The sequence below is a fragment of the Streptomyces sp. MAI_2237 genome, assembly GCF_054189285.1.
The window spans coordinates 507,487-522,847 of record NZ_JAJPGQ010000009.1 but is presented as its reverse complement, the minus strand read 5'-3'; the positions used below and the strand labels follow the sequence as shown (position 1 = coordinate 522,847).

11 protein-coding genes are annotated in these 15,361 nt (G+C 70.2%); 2 read left to right on the top strand and 9 right to left on the bottom strand.

The window, feature by feature from the left end; all coding sequences use genetic code 11:
* Positions 1–101 precede the first annotated feature (101 nt).
* The 7 genes from LN251_RS37750 to LN251_RS37720 all read right to left on the bottom strand — a co-directional run bounded on the left by LN251_RS37750 (position 102) and on the right by LN251_RS37720 (position 10,169).
* On the bottom strand, positions 102–1,496 hold the full coding sequence (locus LN251_RS37750; RefSeq protein ID WP_458249510.1) for a glycoside hydrolase family 76 protein: 1,395 nt from the start codon (positions 1,494–1,496) through the stop codon (positions 102–104).
* Between the two features lie 844 nt (positions 1,497–2,340).
* A complete protein-coding gene (locus LN251_RS37745; protein WP_458248666.1) occupies positions 2,341–3,528 on the bottom strand; it encodes an ABC transporter ATP-binding protein in 1,188 nt (395 codons plus the stop codon).
* A gap of 89 nt (positions 3,529–3,617) precedes the next feature.
* The gene (locus LN251_RS37740; protein ID WP_458248665.1) at positions 3,618–4,451 is read right to left on the bottom strand and encodes a carbohydrate ABC transporter permease; all 834 of its coding nucleotides are present in this window, start codon (positions 4,449–4,451) and stop codon (positions 3,618–3,620) included.
* On the bottom strand, positions 4,451–5,404 hold the full coding sequence (locus LN251_RS37735) for a carbohydrate ABC transporter permease (RefSeq protein WP_458248664.1): 954 nt from the start codon (positions 5,402–5,404) through the stop codon (positions 4,451–4,453). Before LN251_RS37735 ends, LN251_RS37740 begins: the two co-directional genes overlap by 1 nt.
* A 58-nt stretch (positions 5,405–5,462) precedes the next feature.
* Positions 5,463–6,692 carry an ABC transporter substrate-binding protein gene (locus tag LN251_RS37730; RefSeq protein ID WP_458248663.1) on the bottom strand — a complete coding sequence of 410 codons (1,230 nt, stop codon included), beginning with the start codon at positions 6,690–6,692 and terminating at the stop codon, positions 5,463–5,465.
* A 397-nt stretch (positions 6,693–7,089) separates the two neighbouring features.
* Positions 7,090–9,468, bottom strand: a complete 2,379-nt coding sequence (locus LN251_RS37725) for an ABC transporter permease (RefSeq protein ID WP_458248662.1) — start codon at positions 9,466–9,468, stop codon at positions 7,090–7,092.
* Positions 9,465–10,169 carry an ABC transporter ATP-binding protein gene (locus tag LN251_RS37720; RefSeq protein WP_458248661.1) on the bottom strand — a complete coding sequence of 235 codons (705 nt, stop codon included), beginning with the start codon at positions 10,167–10,169 and terminating at the stop codon, positions 9,465–9,467. The genes LN251_RS37725 and LN251_RS37720 overlap by 4 nt, the downstream gene beginning before the upstream one ends.
* Before the next feature lie 203 nt (positions 10,170–10,372).
* Between LN251_RS37720 and LN251_RS37715 the strand changes: the two genes are divergently transcribed.
* Both LN251_RS37715 and LN251_RS37710 read left to right on the top strand, forming a co-directional pair.
* Entirely contained in the window at positions 10,373–11,695 is a 1,323-nt protein-coding gene (locus LN251_RS37715; RefSeq protein WP_458248660.1) for a sensor histidine kinase, read from the top strand.
* Positions 11,692–12,387 carry a response regulator gene (locus LN251_RS37710; RefSeq protein ID WP_458248659.1) on the top strand — a complete coding sequence of 232 codons (696 nt, stop codon included), beginning with the start codon at positions 11,692–11,694 and terminating at the stop codon, positions 12,385–12,387. Before LN251_RS37715 ends, LN251_RS37710 begins: the two co-directional genes overlap by 4 nt.
* Positions 12,388–12,802: 415 nt before the next feature.
* Here the strand turns inward: LN251_RS37710 and LN251_RS37705 are convergent, their stop codons facing one another.
* Both LN251_RS37705 and LN251_RS37700 read right to left on the bottom strand, forming a co-directional pair.
* The gene (locus tag LN251_RS37705) at positions 12,803–13,423 is read right to left on the bottom strand and encodes a hypothetical protein (protein WP_458248658.1); all 621 of its coding nucleotides are present in this window, start codon (positions 13,421–13,423) and stop codon (positions 12,803–12,805) included.
* A gap of 409 nt (positions 13,424–13,832) precedes the next feature.
* Positions 13,833–15,224, bottom strand: a complete 1,392-nt coding sequence (locus LN251_RS37700; RefSeq protein WP_458248657.1) for a dihydrolipoyl dehydrogenase family protein — start codon at positions 15,222–15,224, stop codon at positions 13,833–13,835.
* Positions 15,225–15,361 lie beyond the last annotated feature (137 nt).

Genomic DNA, 15,361 nt, shown 5'->3' with positions numbered 1-15,361 from the left:
ACAAACGACCCGCCCGGCCGGGGCGGGCGCGTGACCCGGCCGAGGCGGCCTGTCTGGGGATATGAAACGGTCTCGACGGCGTACGGCGGTCACGCCGCCGGTCACTGGCCTGCCGCGTTGAGCAGGTCCAGCGCGCTTTGCTGACAGCCGTAGTCGCTGCTGCCCGTTCCGCCGTTCCAGTGCGGGCCGTACTGGTCGAGGGCGTTGCGGTCGTGGGCGTAGGCCGCGTTCGCCCAGCGGTCCAGGGTGGCCGCGTAGGGATGGTCGGACAACTGGGCGTCGAGCCTGCCCAGGCCCCGGACGTAGGCGCCCTTGAAGGACGGCCCGTCGCCTGTGCAGGCGTCGGACTCGCCCGGTTCGCGCAGGACCCCGTCGGTCTGGAGGCGGACCGTGGAGGCGTCGGCCAGCTGCCGGGCGGTGCTGAGCAGAGAGCTGTCTCCCGTTGCCCGGTACAGCTCGGTGAGCCCGCCGAGGACGACGCCCTGGTTGTAGGTCCAGGTGGTCTGGCCGTTGTTGGCGCAGGCGTCGGTGAGACCGTCGTTGATCAGGTGATCGGCGTTGATCATGCCGCTCTGCCGGAACCAGGCCCACTCGTTCCTCGCCCGGGCCAGATAGACGGAGTCACCGCTGATCCGGTTGTGCAGCGCGGCGTTGAGCTGGAGGAACAGTTCGTTGGTGATGGCGTTCTTGTAGGTCTTCGTCTCGTTCCAGAGCACTCCGCCGCCGCAGGTCGCGGTCCAGTAGGCGTTCATGTGGTCGGCGTCGGCGCGCGCGGTGTTCAGATAGCGGCTGTCCCCGGTGGCGTCGTAGGCGGCGACCCAGGCCAGGCCCCACCAACCGGTGTCGTCCAGATAGTCGTTGGTGAAGTTGCCGCCCTGGGCGCCGATGTTCTTGTCGTAGGTGGAGGCGATGGCGTACCGGTAGCTGGGCATGCCGCTGACGCGGGCGTTGTCGAGGACGGCGGTCAGGGCGTTGGCGGCCGTCCACCAGCCGTTGCCGCCGAACAGACCCGTGGTGCGGTCGTACGACATCATCAGTGCGGTCGCTGCGGCGGTGCCCCGGCTCCAGGCGTTCCAGTCGACCCGGGCCCAAGCCGTGCAGGTGATCTCCGGGCGGTCCCCGGCCTTGCCGCAGGCGCGCAGCGCTCCGACGCCGCTGGTGTTCCAGTCGTCGACGTTGTACATGAATGTGCGCCAGCCGCGGGAGCCCGCAGGTGTCGTGGTGTCGCCGAGTTTGCTGCCGCCGGACCAGGTGCGGCCGCCGTCGAAGCTCCGGTCCAGCCAGACCTCGTCACCGGGGTTGCCGTCGTCGATGGAGGCCCACCCCATGACATCGTTGTCCGAGAGGTGCAGTCGCACGGTGCGGCCGTACAGGGTGCTGCTGACGGGAGTGCGGTCGGAGGTGGCCGAGGCGGGGTCGCGGGCGTCGCAGTACTTGTTGCAGATGCCGGCCGTCGCGGCCGCGTCCGCGGGCGACGGCGTGCCGAGCGTCAGCAGCGCGCCGAGGACGGCGGCCGCCGATGCGGTCGCCGCAGCGCGACGGGATCCGAGTGAGTGGGGCACTGGCCACCTCCGGTGGGGTGCGGAAGCCTGGTACGGACCTGTGCGGGAGCGCTCTCAGCGTGCCGCTTGGTAGAGGACATGTCAATGAGCGAACGACCCCCCACTCAGGTCGCCACGGTCACTCGTCGAAGGCCTTCAACGCGTCTCGCAGCGCGGCACGCGACGTGATGCCCAGCTTGGGAACACCCGGTAGAGGTGCGGGCTGTCCAACAAGCCGCGTTGACGCCACCGGGAGAGCTGACCCCGCACTTTCCGCACTTCCCCCGCGGCGGGCCGGCCGGCAGGCGCGCATCGACGCCGTCTTGCCGCACCACGCTCTCATCCTCGCCGCCGGCAGGGCGATCACCGCACCCGCCGAGCAGGCGGAGGAGCTCTACGAAGCCGCACCCGCCCTGCCGGACGCCGGTCTGTGGACGTACGACTACGCCCGCACCCGCCTGCTGTACGGCGAATGGCTGCGCCGCCGCCGTGAATACACCTGCTGCTCGCTCAGCGCGAAGGCCTCCTCGAAGTCCCCGCGTCCGACCGCCGCGCGTGCGCGAGTCTCGTTCACCGTGCTCAACAGCGCGTTCATACGGCGGGGTTGGGCCCAGGCGGTGATCACCACTAGTGCCTGCGCAGTACCTCTTCGTCGCCCCGTCCGCAGGCCACCATCCCAGTCGCCCAGCATGAAGGCGTCGTGGGCCCGGGCCACTTGGGCGAAGCGCAGGCTGTCGTCCGCGTGGCGGCCGACAAGGTCCCGCCACACACCGTCGTAGAAGGCGAAGGCCGTGCGGTGTCAGGCTTCGCTGTCCGGGTGGGTCAGGTTCGCTCCGGTCGCCGGGTCGAATACGTGCGCTTTGGCCATGTCGACCAGCAGTTCCACCGGTGCGCCCTCACGGGCGCGCGTGGCGGCGTCCAGGCGGGCCACGATCTGCTGCACCTCCGCTCCGGTGTCACGCATACCCGAGTCGGCAGCCAGTTCCTCCAGTTCGGGGGTCGTCGCGGAGCCGCCCTCCGCGGTGAAGTAGACGTACGCATCAGAGCCCAGCGACTCCAGTACGTCCACGGTGGCGGTGAAGGCCGGGCCGCGCCGGGCTTGTTGAGTTGACAGGGCCGCGTCCTCGAAGGCCTCGGGCCGCAGGCCGACGATGACATCGCGCGGCGCGTTCTGCCGTTCCAGTGCCTGCCTCGTACGGTCCTCGAGGGGCAGATCGCCCAGGGGCGAGCGCAGCATGCCGCCCTCCAGGGTGGCGTTGATGAAGTTCATGGCCGGCGAGCCGATGAAGCCCGCGACGAAGAGGTTGCGCGGCAGGTCGTAGAGCTGTGCGGGCGTGCCGATCTGCTGGACCAGGCCCTGCCGCATCACGACAACGCGGTCGCCGAGGGTCATCGCCTCGGTCTGGTCGTGGGTGACGTACACGGTGGTGGTGCCGAGCCGCCGTTGAAGGCGGGAGATCTGGGTGCGCATCTGCACCCGGAGTTTCGCGTCCAGGTTGGACAGTGGCTCGTCCATCAGGAAGGCCTTGGGATCGCGGACGATCGCCCGGCCCATGGCTACCCGCTGGCGCTGGCCACCGGAGAGGTTCGCGGGTTTGCGGTCCAGGTGCTCGGTGAGGTCGAGGATTCGGGCGGCCTCCTCGACCTTGGAGTTGATGGTGGTCTTGTCCACCTTCGCCAGCCGGAGCGGGAAGCCCATGTTCTCGCGCACGCTCATGTGCGGGTACAGGGCGTAGCTCTGGAACACCATGGCCACGTCGCGCTCCTTGGGAGCGAGTTGGTTGACGACCTGGTCATCGATGCGCAGGGTGCCCTCGGTGATGTCCTCGAGCCCGGCGATCATGTTCAGGGTGGTGGACTTGCCGCAACCGGAAGGACCGACCAGGATCACGAACTCGCCATCGGCGATGTCGAGGTCCACGTCCTTCACGGCAAGGGATCCGTCCGGAAAACGCTTGGTGACTCCCTCGAGGGTGATCTCGGCCATGCTGGTGCCTCCTTGCCTTCGTGCCTTCCGAGTCCGCGAGACGCGTTCGGGGTCTCGTACCGGCGGCCTGCCTGCCGCGGCCGGCCCGGTTACCCCTTGACCGCCCCGGAGGTGAGTCCGGCGACGATCCGCCGCTGGAAGAGCAGAACGAAGATGATGATCGGAATGGTGATCACCACGGCTGCGGCGGCGATCGACCCGGTGGGCTGCTGGAACTGCGAACTTCCGGTGAAGAACGCGATCGCGGCGGGCACCGTGCGCGCGGCACGGGTGGAGGTCAGCGAGATGGCGAACAGGAAGTCGTTCCAGCAGAAGATGAAGACGAGGATGGCCGTGGTGAACACGCCCGGGGCTGCCAGCGGCGCGATGACCAGCCGGAAGGCCTGCGCGGGTGTGGCCCCGTCCACCTTGGCGGCCTTTTCCAGGTCCCACGGAATCTCCCGGAAGAACGCCGACAGGGTGTAGATCGCCAGCGGTAGGGAGAAGGTCATGTACGGGATGATCAGTCCCACCCATGTGTCGAAGATTCCCAGGATGCGTTCGATGTTGAACAGCGGGGACACCAGGGAGATCGGGGGGAACATGGCGATCAGCAGCGACATGCCGATGAGGACCCGCTTGCCGGGGAACCGCAGTCTGGCCACGGCGTAAGCCGCCATGGTGCCCAACACCACAGCGATCACCGTGGAGATCAGAGCGATTCCGATCGAGTTGATCAGGGCTCGGGTGAATTCGGAGGTCTTGAAGATGCCCCGGTAGTTCTCCCAGGTCCATTGAGTGGGAATGTAGTTGCCGTCGGTGAGGGTGCTGGGGGCCTTGAACGACAGCGCGGCGATCCACCACACCGGGAACAGGGCGTACAACACCACCACCACGTTGATGACACCCCAGCGGGCGGCGTGCGTCTTTCCCACGGTGGCCATCAGCGCTTCACCTCCGCCCCTGGTGCGGCCGCGCCGAAGAGCTTGACGAAGGCGAAGGCGATGATCCCGACGGAGATGAAGATCAGGACCGAGATCGTCGAACCGATGCCCAGGTTGAGCGCGGTGAAAAGGTTGTCGTAACCGAGGATGGACACGGAGCCTGTCTCGTGGGCGCCCGAGGTCAGGATGTAGATGTTGTCGAAGATCCGGAACGCGTCCAGCGTGCGGAAGAGCAGCGCCACCAGGATGGCCGGTTTCATCAGCGGCAGCACGACCTTGAAGAACCGCTGCCGGGCGGTGGCGCCGTCCACCATGGCCGCCTTGAGGGTTTCCTCGGGGACCAGCGCGAGGCCCGCGAGCAGGAGCAGGGCCATGAACGGGGTCGTCTTCCACACCTCGGCGAGCACGATCAGCCACAGGGCGGACCACTGGTGGGTCAGCGGAGCCGAGCCGCTGGGCAGCAGCTCCGCGAGGTAGCCGAGCTGCGGTGTCCAGGCGTACTGCCAGGAGAAGGCGGCTACGACGGTGACGATGCCGTAGGGGATGAGGGCCGCGGTGCGTACGGAGCCGCGGCCGAAGATGGTGCGGTGCATCACCAGAGCGAGCCCCATGCCGAGGACCAGTTCGATGGCCACGGACACGCCGGTGATGAACAGGGTCACCCAGAAGGCCTGCCACCAGAACGGGGAGGACAGGACAGCACCGTAGTTGCTCAGGCCCACGAACTTCGCCTGTCCTGGGAAGCGCAGGTCGTAGCGCTGCAGGGACAGGTAGACGGCGTATCCGATCGGGTACGCGGTCACGGCGACCATGACGGCTACAGCCGGAGAGCAGAGCAGCCAGCCCAGCCGCCGCTCCTGCCTGGCGCCGGCCGAGAGCGCCGCCTGGTCCTGCTTCGCCTGTTTCGCCTCAGGAGGTGGCGGGGCTCCGGCCGGTTCTGCCTGCGTACTCATCGGGGACCGCCGCAGGATGAGACCAGTACCCGGGGGCACCGGCCGAGGAGGTGGTGGTTCACGGGATCACTCCCTTGGATTGCAGAGCATCGTCGATCTGGCCGCTGATGGTGTTGACCGAGCTTGCGGGCTTGATTCCGGAGGGCGGGGACAGGGTGTGGGACACGGCGATCGACACGTTCTGGTAGGCGGGGGTGAGCGGGCGCACGCTCGCCGACTCCAGGGAGGTCAGCACGTCCTTGGCGAACGGATACGCCTTGATGAACGGCCGCTCGTCGTACAGTTCACGCAGGGTGGGCGGCAGGCCGCCCACGAGCGCGGCGGTCAGCTGGTTCTCCCGGTTGCGCAGGCACAGGGCAGCCTCGAAGGCCTGTTGGGGGTGGCGCGAGTAGGCGCTCACGGCCAAGTCGATGCCGCCGATGGTCGGCCGTGCCGGACGCTGTGCGTCGACCCTGGGATACGGCGCCCAGCGGAAGTTCTTGAACAGCGCCGGGTTGTTGGCCTTCATCGACGGATAGACGAACGGATAGTTGAGTTCGAACGCGGCACCCCCGGCCTCCATGGCCAGACGGTTCTCGTCCTCCATCTGGTTGGACAGGGAGGGGTCCGCGGCCACAGAGCGCGCCAGGTCGCGCATGATCCCGGCGGCCCGCACAGCGGGCGCACCGAGGGAGGGCTTCGTCGCCGTCGGGTTGAGGATGGAGCCGCCCGCGCTGTTGATCAGTGTGTTGAACCAGACGGTCAGGCCCTCGTACTGAGCACCCTGGATCTCCACGTAGTGCGGCTTGCCCTGGCGGGAGAGCTTACGGGCCATGTCCAGCATCTCGGCCCAGGTCTTGGGCGGAGTGGGGACCAGGTCCTTGCGATACCACAGGAGTTGGGTGTTGGTGTTGTACGGGACGGCGTACAGCTTGTGCTTCCAGGTCGCGGTCTGCAGCGGTACGCGCAGGGTGCCCGCGGTGGCCTGCCGCTTCGCCGCGCCGGTCCACTCGCGGATCCAGCCCGCCTCGGCGAACTCCGCCCCCCAGGTGACGTCCAGACCCACGATGTCGAGCGAGTTGTCGTGGGCCGCAAGCCTGCGAACAAGCTGCTGGCGCTGGCCGTCGGCAGCACGCGGGAGCTTGTTGTAGCTGATCCTGTAGCGGCCGTGGGACGCCTGGCTGCATCGGTCGGCCGCCTTCTGGAGCGCGCCGGAGTCGTCGGGGAAGTTGTACCAGTTCAAGGTGGGTGGGCCGGACCCTTCCCCGCTGCCGCACGCGGCGAGCGGCGACGCCAGCAGGGGCAGCACGGCAAGCGCCCGTAGCCGTCGCGCACTCCCCTTGGGGCGCCTCCTGACCGGAAGGGGCCCAAAGCCGGACCTCGCGTCCACGCGCTCCACACCTCGCTTCCGGGCCGGTGGTCACGGGAGTCGGATCCCGCGGCCGTTCCTACCCAAAGAACGCTAAAGACAACATAGAGCAGCAACAAGTTCGTATAGCGGCAAATGGCGCAATGAACGGGTGTCAGTGCGGCACCGCGCAGTCGGCTCGTCGTGGCCCTCGCCGCCGTCCACGCCCTGCCCGGCAAGGAATTCCAGAGCCGCAATCGAGGTGATCCACCCGCACGCGCACGCTGTCGATGTTGCCGCCCCAGCCGACTGAACCGGGCCGGCGGTCGGGTGCGGCCGCAGGCCAAGCCCCCGTGCGTCATTCGGTCCGCAGTGCCGTCGCCGTTCCCGCCCGGGCCGCCCAGCCCGCCGGAAGCAGGGCGCCCGCCGTCGCGACGACGATGCCGCCGAGGGCGAGCGGGAAGAGAACGGGCCAGTGGTAGACGGCGATGACCGATCCGGGCAGGTTCATGCCGATGGCGTGGCCCATCAGCGGGGTGACGAAGTGGTGCAGGGCCACACCGAGCGGCACCCCGACGACTCCGGCGAGCAGGCCGACGCCGGCCACCGAGGTGATCACCATGACGAGCACCTGACGCGGTGTCATCCCTACTGCCTTCAGGACCCCCAGGTCGCGGACGCGCTCACGCGTGTCGAGAACCACGGTGTTGAGCACACCCAGGCCCGCGACCGCGAGGAGCATGCCCGTGAGGATGGCGATCAGCCCGTCCATGGCCACGATCACGCCGGACTTGCCGGTGCCGGCGGTGCTCGCGACGGCACCGGTGGGCTCCAGCGCCGAGTTCAGCGCCGTCAGGTAGGTGCCCAGCGAGATGCCCGGTGTCGGCTGCGGGAAGTACTGGCTCGGGTGGGCGTCCAGTCCCAGTGCGGTGAGTGTGGCAGCCGGGGTGAGGACCTCCATCCCCTGGTTCTCGGTGAAGAACGCCTCGCCGACGATGCGCACGAAGGTGCTCCGGCCGACCGTGGACAGGGCCAGGGTGTCCCCGACACGCAGATGGGCGGCGTGCAGGAACCGGGTGGTGACCACGGCCTGCCCCGGACCGGTGAGCCAGGTCCCCGACACCATCCGGGGCGCGGCCCAGGAGGCGTCACCCTGGTAGGCCGTCACCTCCGTGCGTCCGGTGATCCCCGACGCATGGACCTGGGCCGCCGCGGTGCCGTAGAACCGCCGCGTGTCCTGCTGTGCGCGGAGGACCGCGGCGACCTTGGCCGGGTCGGCCCGTTTCGCGTCGGCGCCCACGTGCACCACCTGGGCTCCCGGCGGAGCGTGTCCGCCGGCCGCGGAGACCACCACCGGTGCGGCCCCGTTCAGTTCACGGCTCGACTGGACGGAGCTCAGCGTCAGCGCCAGTCCGGTTCCGAACGTCACGGTGACGGCAGCGAGGCCGACCGCCGCCGCCGTGGTCAGGGACCGCGCCGGGCGGGCGAAGGGATGCGCCAGGCCGAGGCTGACGGCGCGCGGCAGCGGCAGTCCTCCCGCGAGCCGCCGTACCCGCTGCCCTCGCCCGGCGCCCGGTGTGCGCCCAGGCATGATCACCTCCACGGTACGCAGCCGCCCGGCGCGCAGAGCGGGCCCGAGAGCGGCGCCCGCGACCAGGACGAGCGCCGTGGCGGGCACCACGACGTCGATCCACCAGGGAATCGACGAGGAGGCACCGCCGTAGACGCTGTCGGTCTCGGCGAGCGCGGGATGCGCCAGCAGATTGCCCAGGGCGACTCCCAGTACGCAGCCGGCCGCCGCCGGGACCAAGGCCTGTGCCACGTACGCCCGGACGATGTGTCCCGGGGTGAAGCCGAGCGACTTCAGCACGCCGATCCGCCAGGTGGCCGCACCGACCGCACCGCTGACGACGATGCCGATGACCAGGACCGACATGGCGAGCCCCAGAACCCCGAACGCCGCCACGAACGGAACGAACGCCATCGCGTTCGCGGTCGCCTGCTGGCGGACGGTGAGAAAGGACAGTGTGCCGGTCAGCGCGCCCTTCGGCACGGCCGCGCCGATGGCGGTGCGGTGGGCGGAGATCTGCGCCTCCGTGGACGCGTCACGGAAGCGGTACAGCATCTGGTACGTGGGGCCGACGCCCCGCGCGCCCAGCGCCCTGGCCTGCGCCGGAGTGGTCCAGGCGTCGGCCGAGCCGGTCACCGACCTGGCCAGCCCGACCACGGTCAGCGTCGGGCGGCCCGGCAGACCGGAGGCCTCCAGCCGGGCGCCCGGCTCCATGGGCACCCCGCCGTACGCCAGCACGATCTCGCCCGGCCGGGTGGCCCAGCGGCCGGTCACGAGGCCGAGCCGGTCGACGGGGCCGCCTTCGTCCGGGCGTCCGACGACGGTGAGCGGGGGCAGGGTGACGCCGGCCGGGAGGGCGCCGGAGGCCGACGCGGTACGCACGTTCAGCGTGAGTGCGCGAAAGGGGCCGGCCACGGCGGTCACGCCAGAGGTTCGCGCGGTGGCGGCGAGTCGGGCGGCGTTCGCCTTCGTGCCGTCGAACTGCGCGGTCAGCTGCGCGCCGCGATGTGCGGCCATCGCGTGGTCGAAGGGCGCCCGGGAGGCGACCAGCAGTCCGGCCGCCACGACCGACGCGGTGACGGCCATGAACGAGGTCAGGGCCATGACCAGGGTCTGCACGCGGCGCCGTGTGACGCCGGCGCGCACCACCCGGCTCAGGGCGCTCATCGGGTCACCGCCGTGGCGTGGTGGGTGTCCCGGACGATCCGGCCGTCGACCAGTTCGACCGTCCGGGTCGCGCAGGCACGGGCCAGGTTCAGATCGTGAGTGACCAGCACGACCGTCTGTCCTGCGGCGTTGAGTTCGGTCAGCAGCTCCCGTACGTCCTCGCCGGAGGCGCTGTCCAGGGCGCCGGTGGGCTCGTCGGCCAGCAGCAGCGCCGGCCGGTTCATCAAGGCCCGTGCCACGGCGACGCGTTGGCGCTCGCCGCCGGAGAGCCTGCCCGGGTGCGTGGCGGCATGACGGTCGATGCCGAGGTGCTCCAGCAGCCCCGCCGCGCGCCGACGGGCCTCCGCGCGGGGCAGGCCGACCAGCTGGGCGGGCAGCAGCACGTTGTCGAGGACGGTCAGGTCGTCGAGCAGGTTGAAGAACTGGAAGACCATGCCGATCCTGGTCCGCCGGTACTGGGCCGACCGCGTCTCGCCGAGCTCGTCGACCCGCAGCCCGTCGACCGTGACGCTGCCGGTGCTCGGCCGGTCGAGTCCGGCGATCAGGTTCAGCAGCGTCGACTTGCCGCTGCCGGAGGGCCCGAGCACGGCGACGGCCTCCCCGGCGTGCACGGTGAGGCTCACATCGGTGAGCGCGGGCGGTCCTTCGCCGTATCGCCTGGTCACCTCGCGGATGACGATGACGGGTGGGTGCGCTGTCATGGTGTCTCCCTGGCCTGCTGGTTGACGGTCGGCCCGAAGCTAGGGGCAGGAGGCCGCCGGAGGCGTCGGCTGCGGGGGCGAGACCGGCTGCCGTACCGGGATGACCCCGGGGACGTGTCATCCCTGCGATGTATGCGCGAGACGCACGGCGGCTCGTCTTCCCGACGGATGTGGCCCGACCGGGCGCTTGTCACACTGGGCGCATGCGAGGGGTTGTGGGGGCGGAGTTCGTGGAGCGGTGGCGCACTGCGGTCGCGGTGATGCTGCGCCCGGGGCCGCTGCCGCGTCCGTCCCGGTGGATGTGGACGGCCGACGCGATCATCGCCGTCGTCCTGGCGGCCTGCACGGTGGTCGCGGTGCAGCGGCAGAGCGACGGTCCGACGCCGGGGCAGGCGGTGCTGGTGCCGCCGGTCGTACTGCAGGTACCGCAGCCACCGACCGCTCCCTACCCGCCGGTGGGCCTGGTGCGGGGCCTCGGCGAGGTCGGGCCCGGGCTGTTGGTCCTGGCGGCCCTCACCGCGCTGCCCCTCGTGGTGCGCCGACGGTATCCGCTGACCGCGTTCTGGGCCGTGGTCGTCGTCGGCCTGCTGTTCAACCACCGCGCGGGCGGCGGCAACGCCACCGTGTACACGTTCCTGTCGTGTGTGATAGCCGCCTACAGCGCCGCCGTCCACAGCCCCTACCGACTGCGCACTCTCCTCGCTCTGCCGGCCGGCGCCATCGTGCTGGCCGTGCGGCACGACGAGAACCTGCCGGCCTTCACCTCCGGTCTGGTGCCCTTCCTCGCGCTGCTCGGGGTGGGCCTCGCGGCCAACGCCGTGCACGCCTGGAAGCAACGGCTGTACGCCCTGCAGGAGGAGCACGACGCCGCCACCCGGCTGGCGGTGGACCGCGAACGCGCCCGTATCGCGCGCGAGTTGCACGACGTCGTCACCCACAACGTGAGTGTCATGGTGATCCAGGCCGGTGCGGCCCGCAAGGTGATGGCCAGCGCGCCCGACCGGGCCCGCGAGGCGCTGCTGGCCGTCGAGGCGGGCGGCCGTACCGCGATGACCGAACTGCGCCACGTCATGGGCCTGCTCGCGATGTCCGGTGACGACACCGACCCGGCCGCCGACTGCGATCTGGCCCCGCAGCCGGGCCTGGGCCAACTCCGTTCCCTCACCGACCGTTTGCGTGAGACCGGCGTACCGGTCGAGCTGACCGTCACCGGCGCCCCCACCCCGCTGCCCCCGGGCGCGGACCTGGCCGCCTACCGCGTCGTGCAGGAGGCGCTCACGAACATCGTCAAGCACGCGACCGGGTCGCGGGTGCGCGTGGCCGTCGACCACGTTCCCGGCGCCGTGCACATCGTGGTGTCCGACACCGGCGGCACCTCGGCGGCGCCCGCCGGCCCCGGCGGCGGGCACGGACTGATCGGCCTGCGTGAACGTCTGGCCGTCCACGGCGGCACCCTGCGGGCCGCCGAGCGTGTCACCGGCGGCTTCGAGGTCAGTGCCGTCATCCCGGTCGAGGAGTCCTTGTGAGCGGGGCGCCGCGCGTGGTCATCGTCGACGACCAGGCTCTCGTCCGCACCGGCTTCGGCATGATCCTCACGGCCGACGGGATCGACGTGGTCGCCGAGGCCGGCGACGGCGACCAGGCGATCGACGCGGTCGCCCGCACCCGTCCCGACCTCGTGCTGATGGACATCCGGATGCCGGGAACCGACGGCCTGGAGGCCACCCGGCACATCCTCTCCGGCGCGATTCCGGACCCACCCCGCGTGATCATGCTCACCACGTTCGACCTGGACCGTTACGTGTACGCAGCCCTCACCGCCGGAGCCAGCGGCTTCCTGCTGAAGGACGTCACCCCCGAACACCTCGTCGCCGCCGTCCACCTAGCCCGCACCGGGGACGCGCTGCTCGCCCCGGCCATCACCCGGCGTCTGGTCGAACGCTTCGTCGCCCGCGACACGCCGTCCCCCGCCCTGCACCGCGACCTGTCGGTACTCACACCCCGGGAGCTCGAGGTCCTGCGGGCCCTCGGCACCGGATTGAGCAACGCCGAACTCGCCGGTCGGTTCAGCCTGAGCGAGGCCACCGTGAAGACCCATGTGGCCCGCATCCTGGCGAAGCTGCGCCTGCGCGACCGAGCCCAGGCCGTGGTCGTGGCCTACGAGACCGGACTGATCGTGCCGGGGGCGGGCGAGCCCGGGCCGAACACCGGGTCGTGACACGCCCGGAGGTGACGCCGCGTCGGCGAGAGGGCGGCCGGGTGCCTCGCGACGGTCCGCAGGCCGTTGCCGACCCTGGCCCGGCTACCGGTAGGTGGCGCGGATGGGCCGGGACAGTGCGCAGGGGGAGGGTGGTCATGAGGGCGGCCGTCGAGGTGTCCCAGCGGTGGTCGCGAGGCCTCAGGCCGATGCCGGCCGCCGCGCCGACCTTGCTGGGCGCATGGTTCGTTCCGAGAAGCGACCGTGTCCACGACGGCTCTGCACCGGGCCGCGGACGGTGCCCTCTCACCGACGGCGTCACGACACCCAAGGCAGTCATCATCACTTGCTCCACGCGCCGTTGAGGCTCGAGGTGGTCGAATCGTGCAGGGCTGTTTCCGCCGACGATCTGCGAACCGAGCGCCCTAAGAGGACCTCAGGGGTTCGTCCGTGTTTCCAGCTGCCGCACGGCTTTGGCCGGCCGGGACGCCGTGTCCGTGAGAAGAGCGAAGGCCACTGCGAAGCCGAGCATGGTGAACACGCCCTTGGGCCAGAAGATGTGGCTGTCGACGAACGACCAGCAGGCGACGAGCAGAACGGCGCCGCCCGGCAGAACGCGGGCTCCATGCCGCCGCCACAGCACCGCACTTGTGGCGAGCGAGGCCACCGCCAGACCGTAGACCCCGGTTCGGCCCAACTCGTCACCGGTGGCGAACAGCGGTCCGGCCGCCCCGTGCACACCATGGTCCACCACGGTGCCGGCCGAGATGCCGGCCACCGCGTCCAGACCGGAGTAGTAGGCGGCGAAACAGAGACATCCGGCCCAGGCGAGCAACGTCAAAGCGCCCTCTGCATCAGGACGTGGCCTGCCCCACAATGGCACCAGCAGTCCAAGGACGAGAAGCGGAAAGACAGGCAGCAAAGCGATGTGCAGCCCCGCCCAGTGGCCTGCCGTCGTTGCTGTCAGGTGGCGGGGATGGACCAGTCCGGCGACAGCCAGGACCAAGGGACCGGCAGTCACCAACGCCATCATGCGCAAGGTGCGGAAGGATCGCATCCGGTCACGCTAGAGGGGCGCCGAGCGGTCTGCCCCCTCCGTCCGCAACACGTAAGACACTTGTAAGAGGGCGGCATCTGATCAGTGCTCAGATTCGTTGTCGTGCTGTCTGTGTCGATTCACCTTTCCGCAACCGCTGCGATCCGCGACCACCGCCTGACAGAGCCCCATCACCGGTGGCGGGGCTGCTGTGCTGCGCCGCAGAGTCGCAGTGGAGGGCGCGGAGGTCAGGGAACCTGCCGTGCTCAGGCTCACCTCCTTGATCAGGCGCGGCGCGACGCAGGAGCCACGAGTGGCGCCCCTGGGGTGAGTCGAAGGGGCAATGACGAGGACGTGTCGACCTTTTTCATCGGCTCCTGGGCGCGAGACGCGAGGACACCGAACCACGTCCGGTGCCCCGGGCATCGCGTCAGTCCACCCACTTGGTGAACAGCGCGTTCAGTCCTTCCGCCATGGTCGGATGGGCGATCAGTCCGTCGCGGAGCCGGGTGAAGGGCATGCCGGCCCACATGGCCGTCTGCACCACGCTGAGCACCTCCGAGGATTCGGGGCCGAGGAGCGCCACACCGAGGATCTCCTCGGTCCGCCGGTCGACGACCGCCTTCCACAGACCCCGGGTCTCGCGCAGCGTGCGGGCGCGGGGGATGGCGTCGACCGGCAGCTTGGCGACCCGGATGTCACGGCCGGTGGCACGGGCCTGTTCCTCGGTGAGCCCCACCCGGGCGAGTTCCGGGTCGGTGAACAGGTTCCACGGGACCAGGCGTCCGGCGGTGCTGCGCGAACCGCCCTCGATGTTGGCCTTCACGATCCGGTAGTCGTCCAGAGAGACATGGGTGAACTGCGGACTGCCCGCCACATCCCCCACGGCCCAGGTGTGCGGGGCGTCGGTGGCGAGGGTGTCGTCGACACGGACGAAACCGCGCTCGTCGGTCCGTACACCCGCCGCGTCCAGACCGAGGTCGCGGGTGACCGGTTCACGGCCGACGGCCACGAGTACGTCGTCCGCGACGAGGGTCCGGCCGTCCTCGAGGACCAGGCGCACGGACTGCTCCTCGTCCCGGGAGACCTCCTTGACGGCGGCGCCCGCGAGCACGTCGACACCGTCCTGGCGCAGGCAGTCGGTGAGCACCCCGGCGATGTCGGCGTCCTCGTGCGGCAGCAGGCGGGGGTTGTGGTCGAGTACGGTGACCCGGCTTCCGAAGGCCGCGAACATCTGCGCGAACTCCAGGCCGACATAGCCGCCGCCGATCACCGCCAGCCGCTCGGGGATCCGCTCCAGCCTCAGGAGTGTGTCGCTCGTCAGCGGCCGGACGTCGGCCAGTCCTGGCAACGAGGGCAGACGCGGCACCGTACCGGTGTTGATCACGGCGTCAGCGCCGCGGACGATGCGGCGCCCGCCGTCGTTCACATCGATCTCGACCGTCCGCTCGGCCACGAAGCGGGCGGTGCCGAGGACGAGGTCCATTCCGCTGTCCAGGAACTGGCGGTGGTTGAGTTCGACCATGTCCGCCACCACGCCCTCCTTGTGGGAGCGCAGCATCGGCAGGTCGACCTCGAGCTTGCCCAGACTGAGCCCGAGTGACTGCGCGGCAGCGGCCCGGCGAGCCAGCCGGGCGCTGGTGACCAGGGACTTGGTGGGTATGCACGCCACGTTGATGCATGTGCCGCCGATCATGCCGCGCTCGACCATGACGACCCTGCGGCCGGCCCGCGCCATGTCCATGGCCAGGGTCTTCCCCGCCTTCCCGCCGCCCACGACCAGCAGGTCGACGTCCTCCACGACATCACCGGGATCGATCATGACTGTGCGTCCTCCTCGAAGGTGTACCGCTGCGCATACGACGATCGGGCCGCACCATGTCGCAGGTGCGTCGGCCGCCGTGCCCCAGCATCCCGCCGCGACTGCGGCCGCGCATCCGTCGAATGACTCGTGCATGC

What these genes read in the sequence shown, in the direction of transcription:
- LN251_RS37745 (WP_458248666.1), bottom strand. Translation starts at nt 3,528, where the DNA reads ATGGCCGAGATCACCCTCGAGGGAGTCACCAAGCGTTTTCCGGACGGA.
- LN251_RS37740 (WP_458248665.1), bottom strand. Translation starts at nt 4,451, where the DNA reads ATGGCCACCGTGGGAAAGACGCACGCCGCCCGCTGGGGTGTCATCAAC.
- LN251_RS37735 (WP_458248664.1), bottom strand. Translation starts at nt 5,404, where the DNA reads ATGAGTACGCAGGCAGAACCGGCCGGAGCCCCGCCACCTCCTGAGGCG.
- LN251_RS37725 (WP_458248662.1), bottom strand. Translation starts at nt 9,468, where the DNA reads ATGAGCGCCCTGAGCCGGGTGGTGCGCGCCGGCGTCACACGGCGCCGC.
- LN251_RS37720 (WP_458248661.1), bottom strand. Translation starts at nt 10,169, where the DNA reads ATGACAGCGCACCCACCCGTCATCGTCATCCGCGAGGTGACCAGGCGA.
- LN251_RS37715 (WP_458248660.1), top strand. Translation starts at nt 10,373, where the DNA reads ATGCGAGGGGTTGTGGGGGCGGAGTTCGTGGAGCGGTGGCGCACTGCG.
- LN251_RS37705 (WP_458248658.1), bottom strand. Translation starts at nt 13,423, where the DNA reads ATGCGATCCTTCCGCACCTTGCGCATGATGGCGTTGGTGACTGCCGGT.
- LN251_RS37700 (WP_458248657.1), bottom strand. Translation starts at nt 15,224, where the DNA reads ATGATCGATCCCGGTGATGTCGTGGAGGACGTCGACCTGCTGGTCGTG.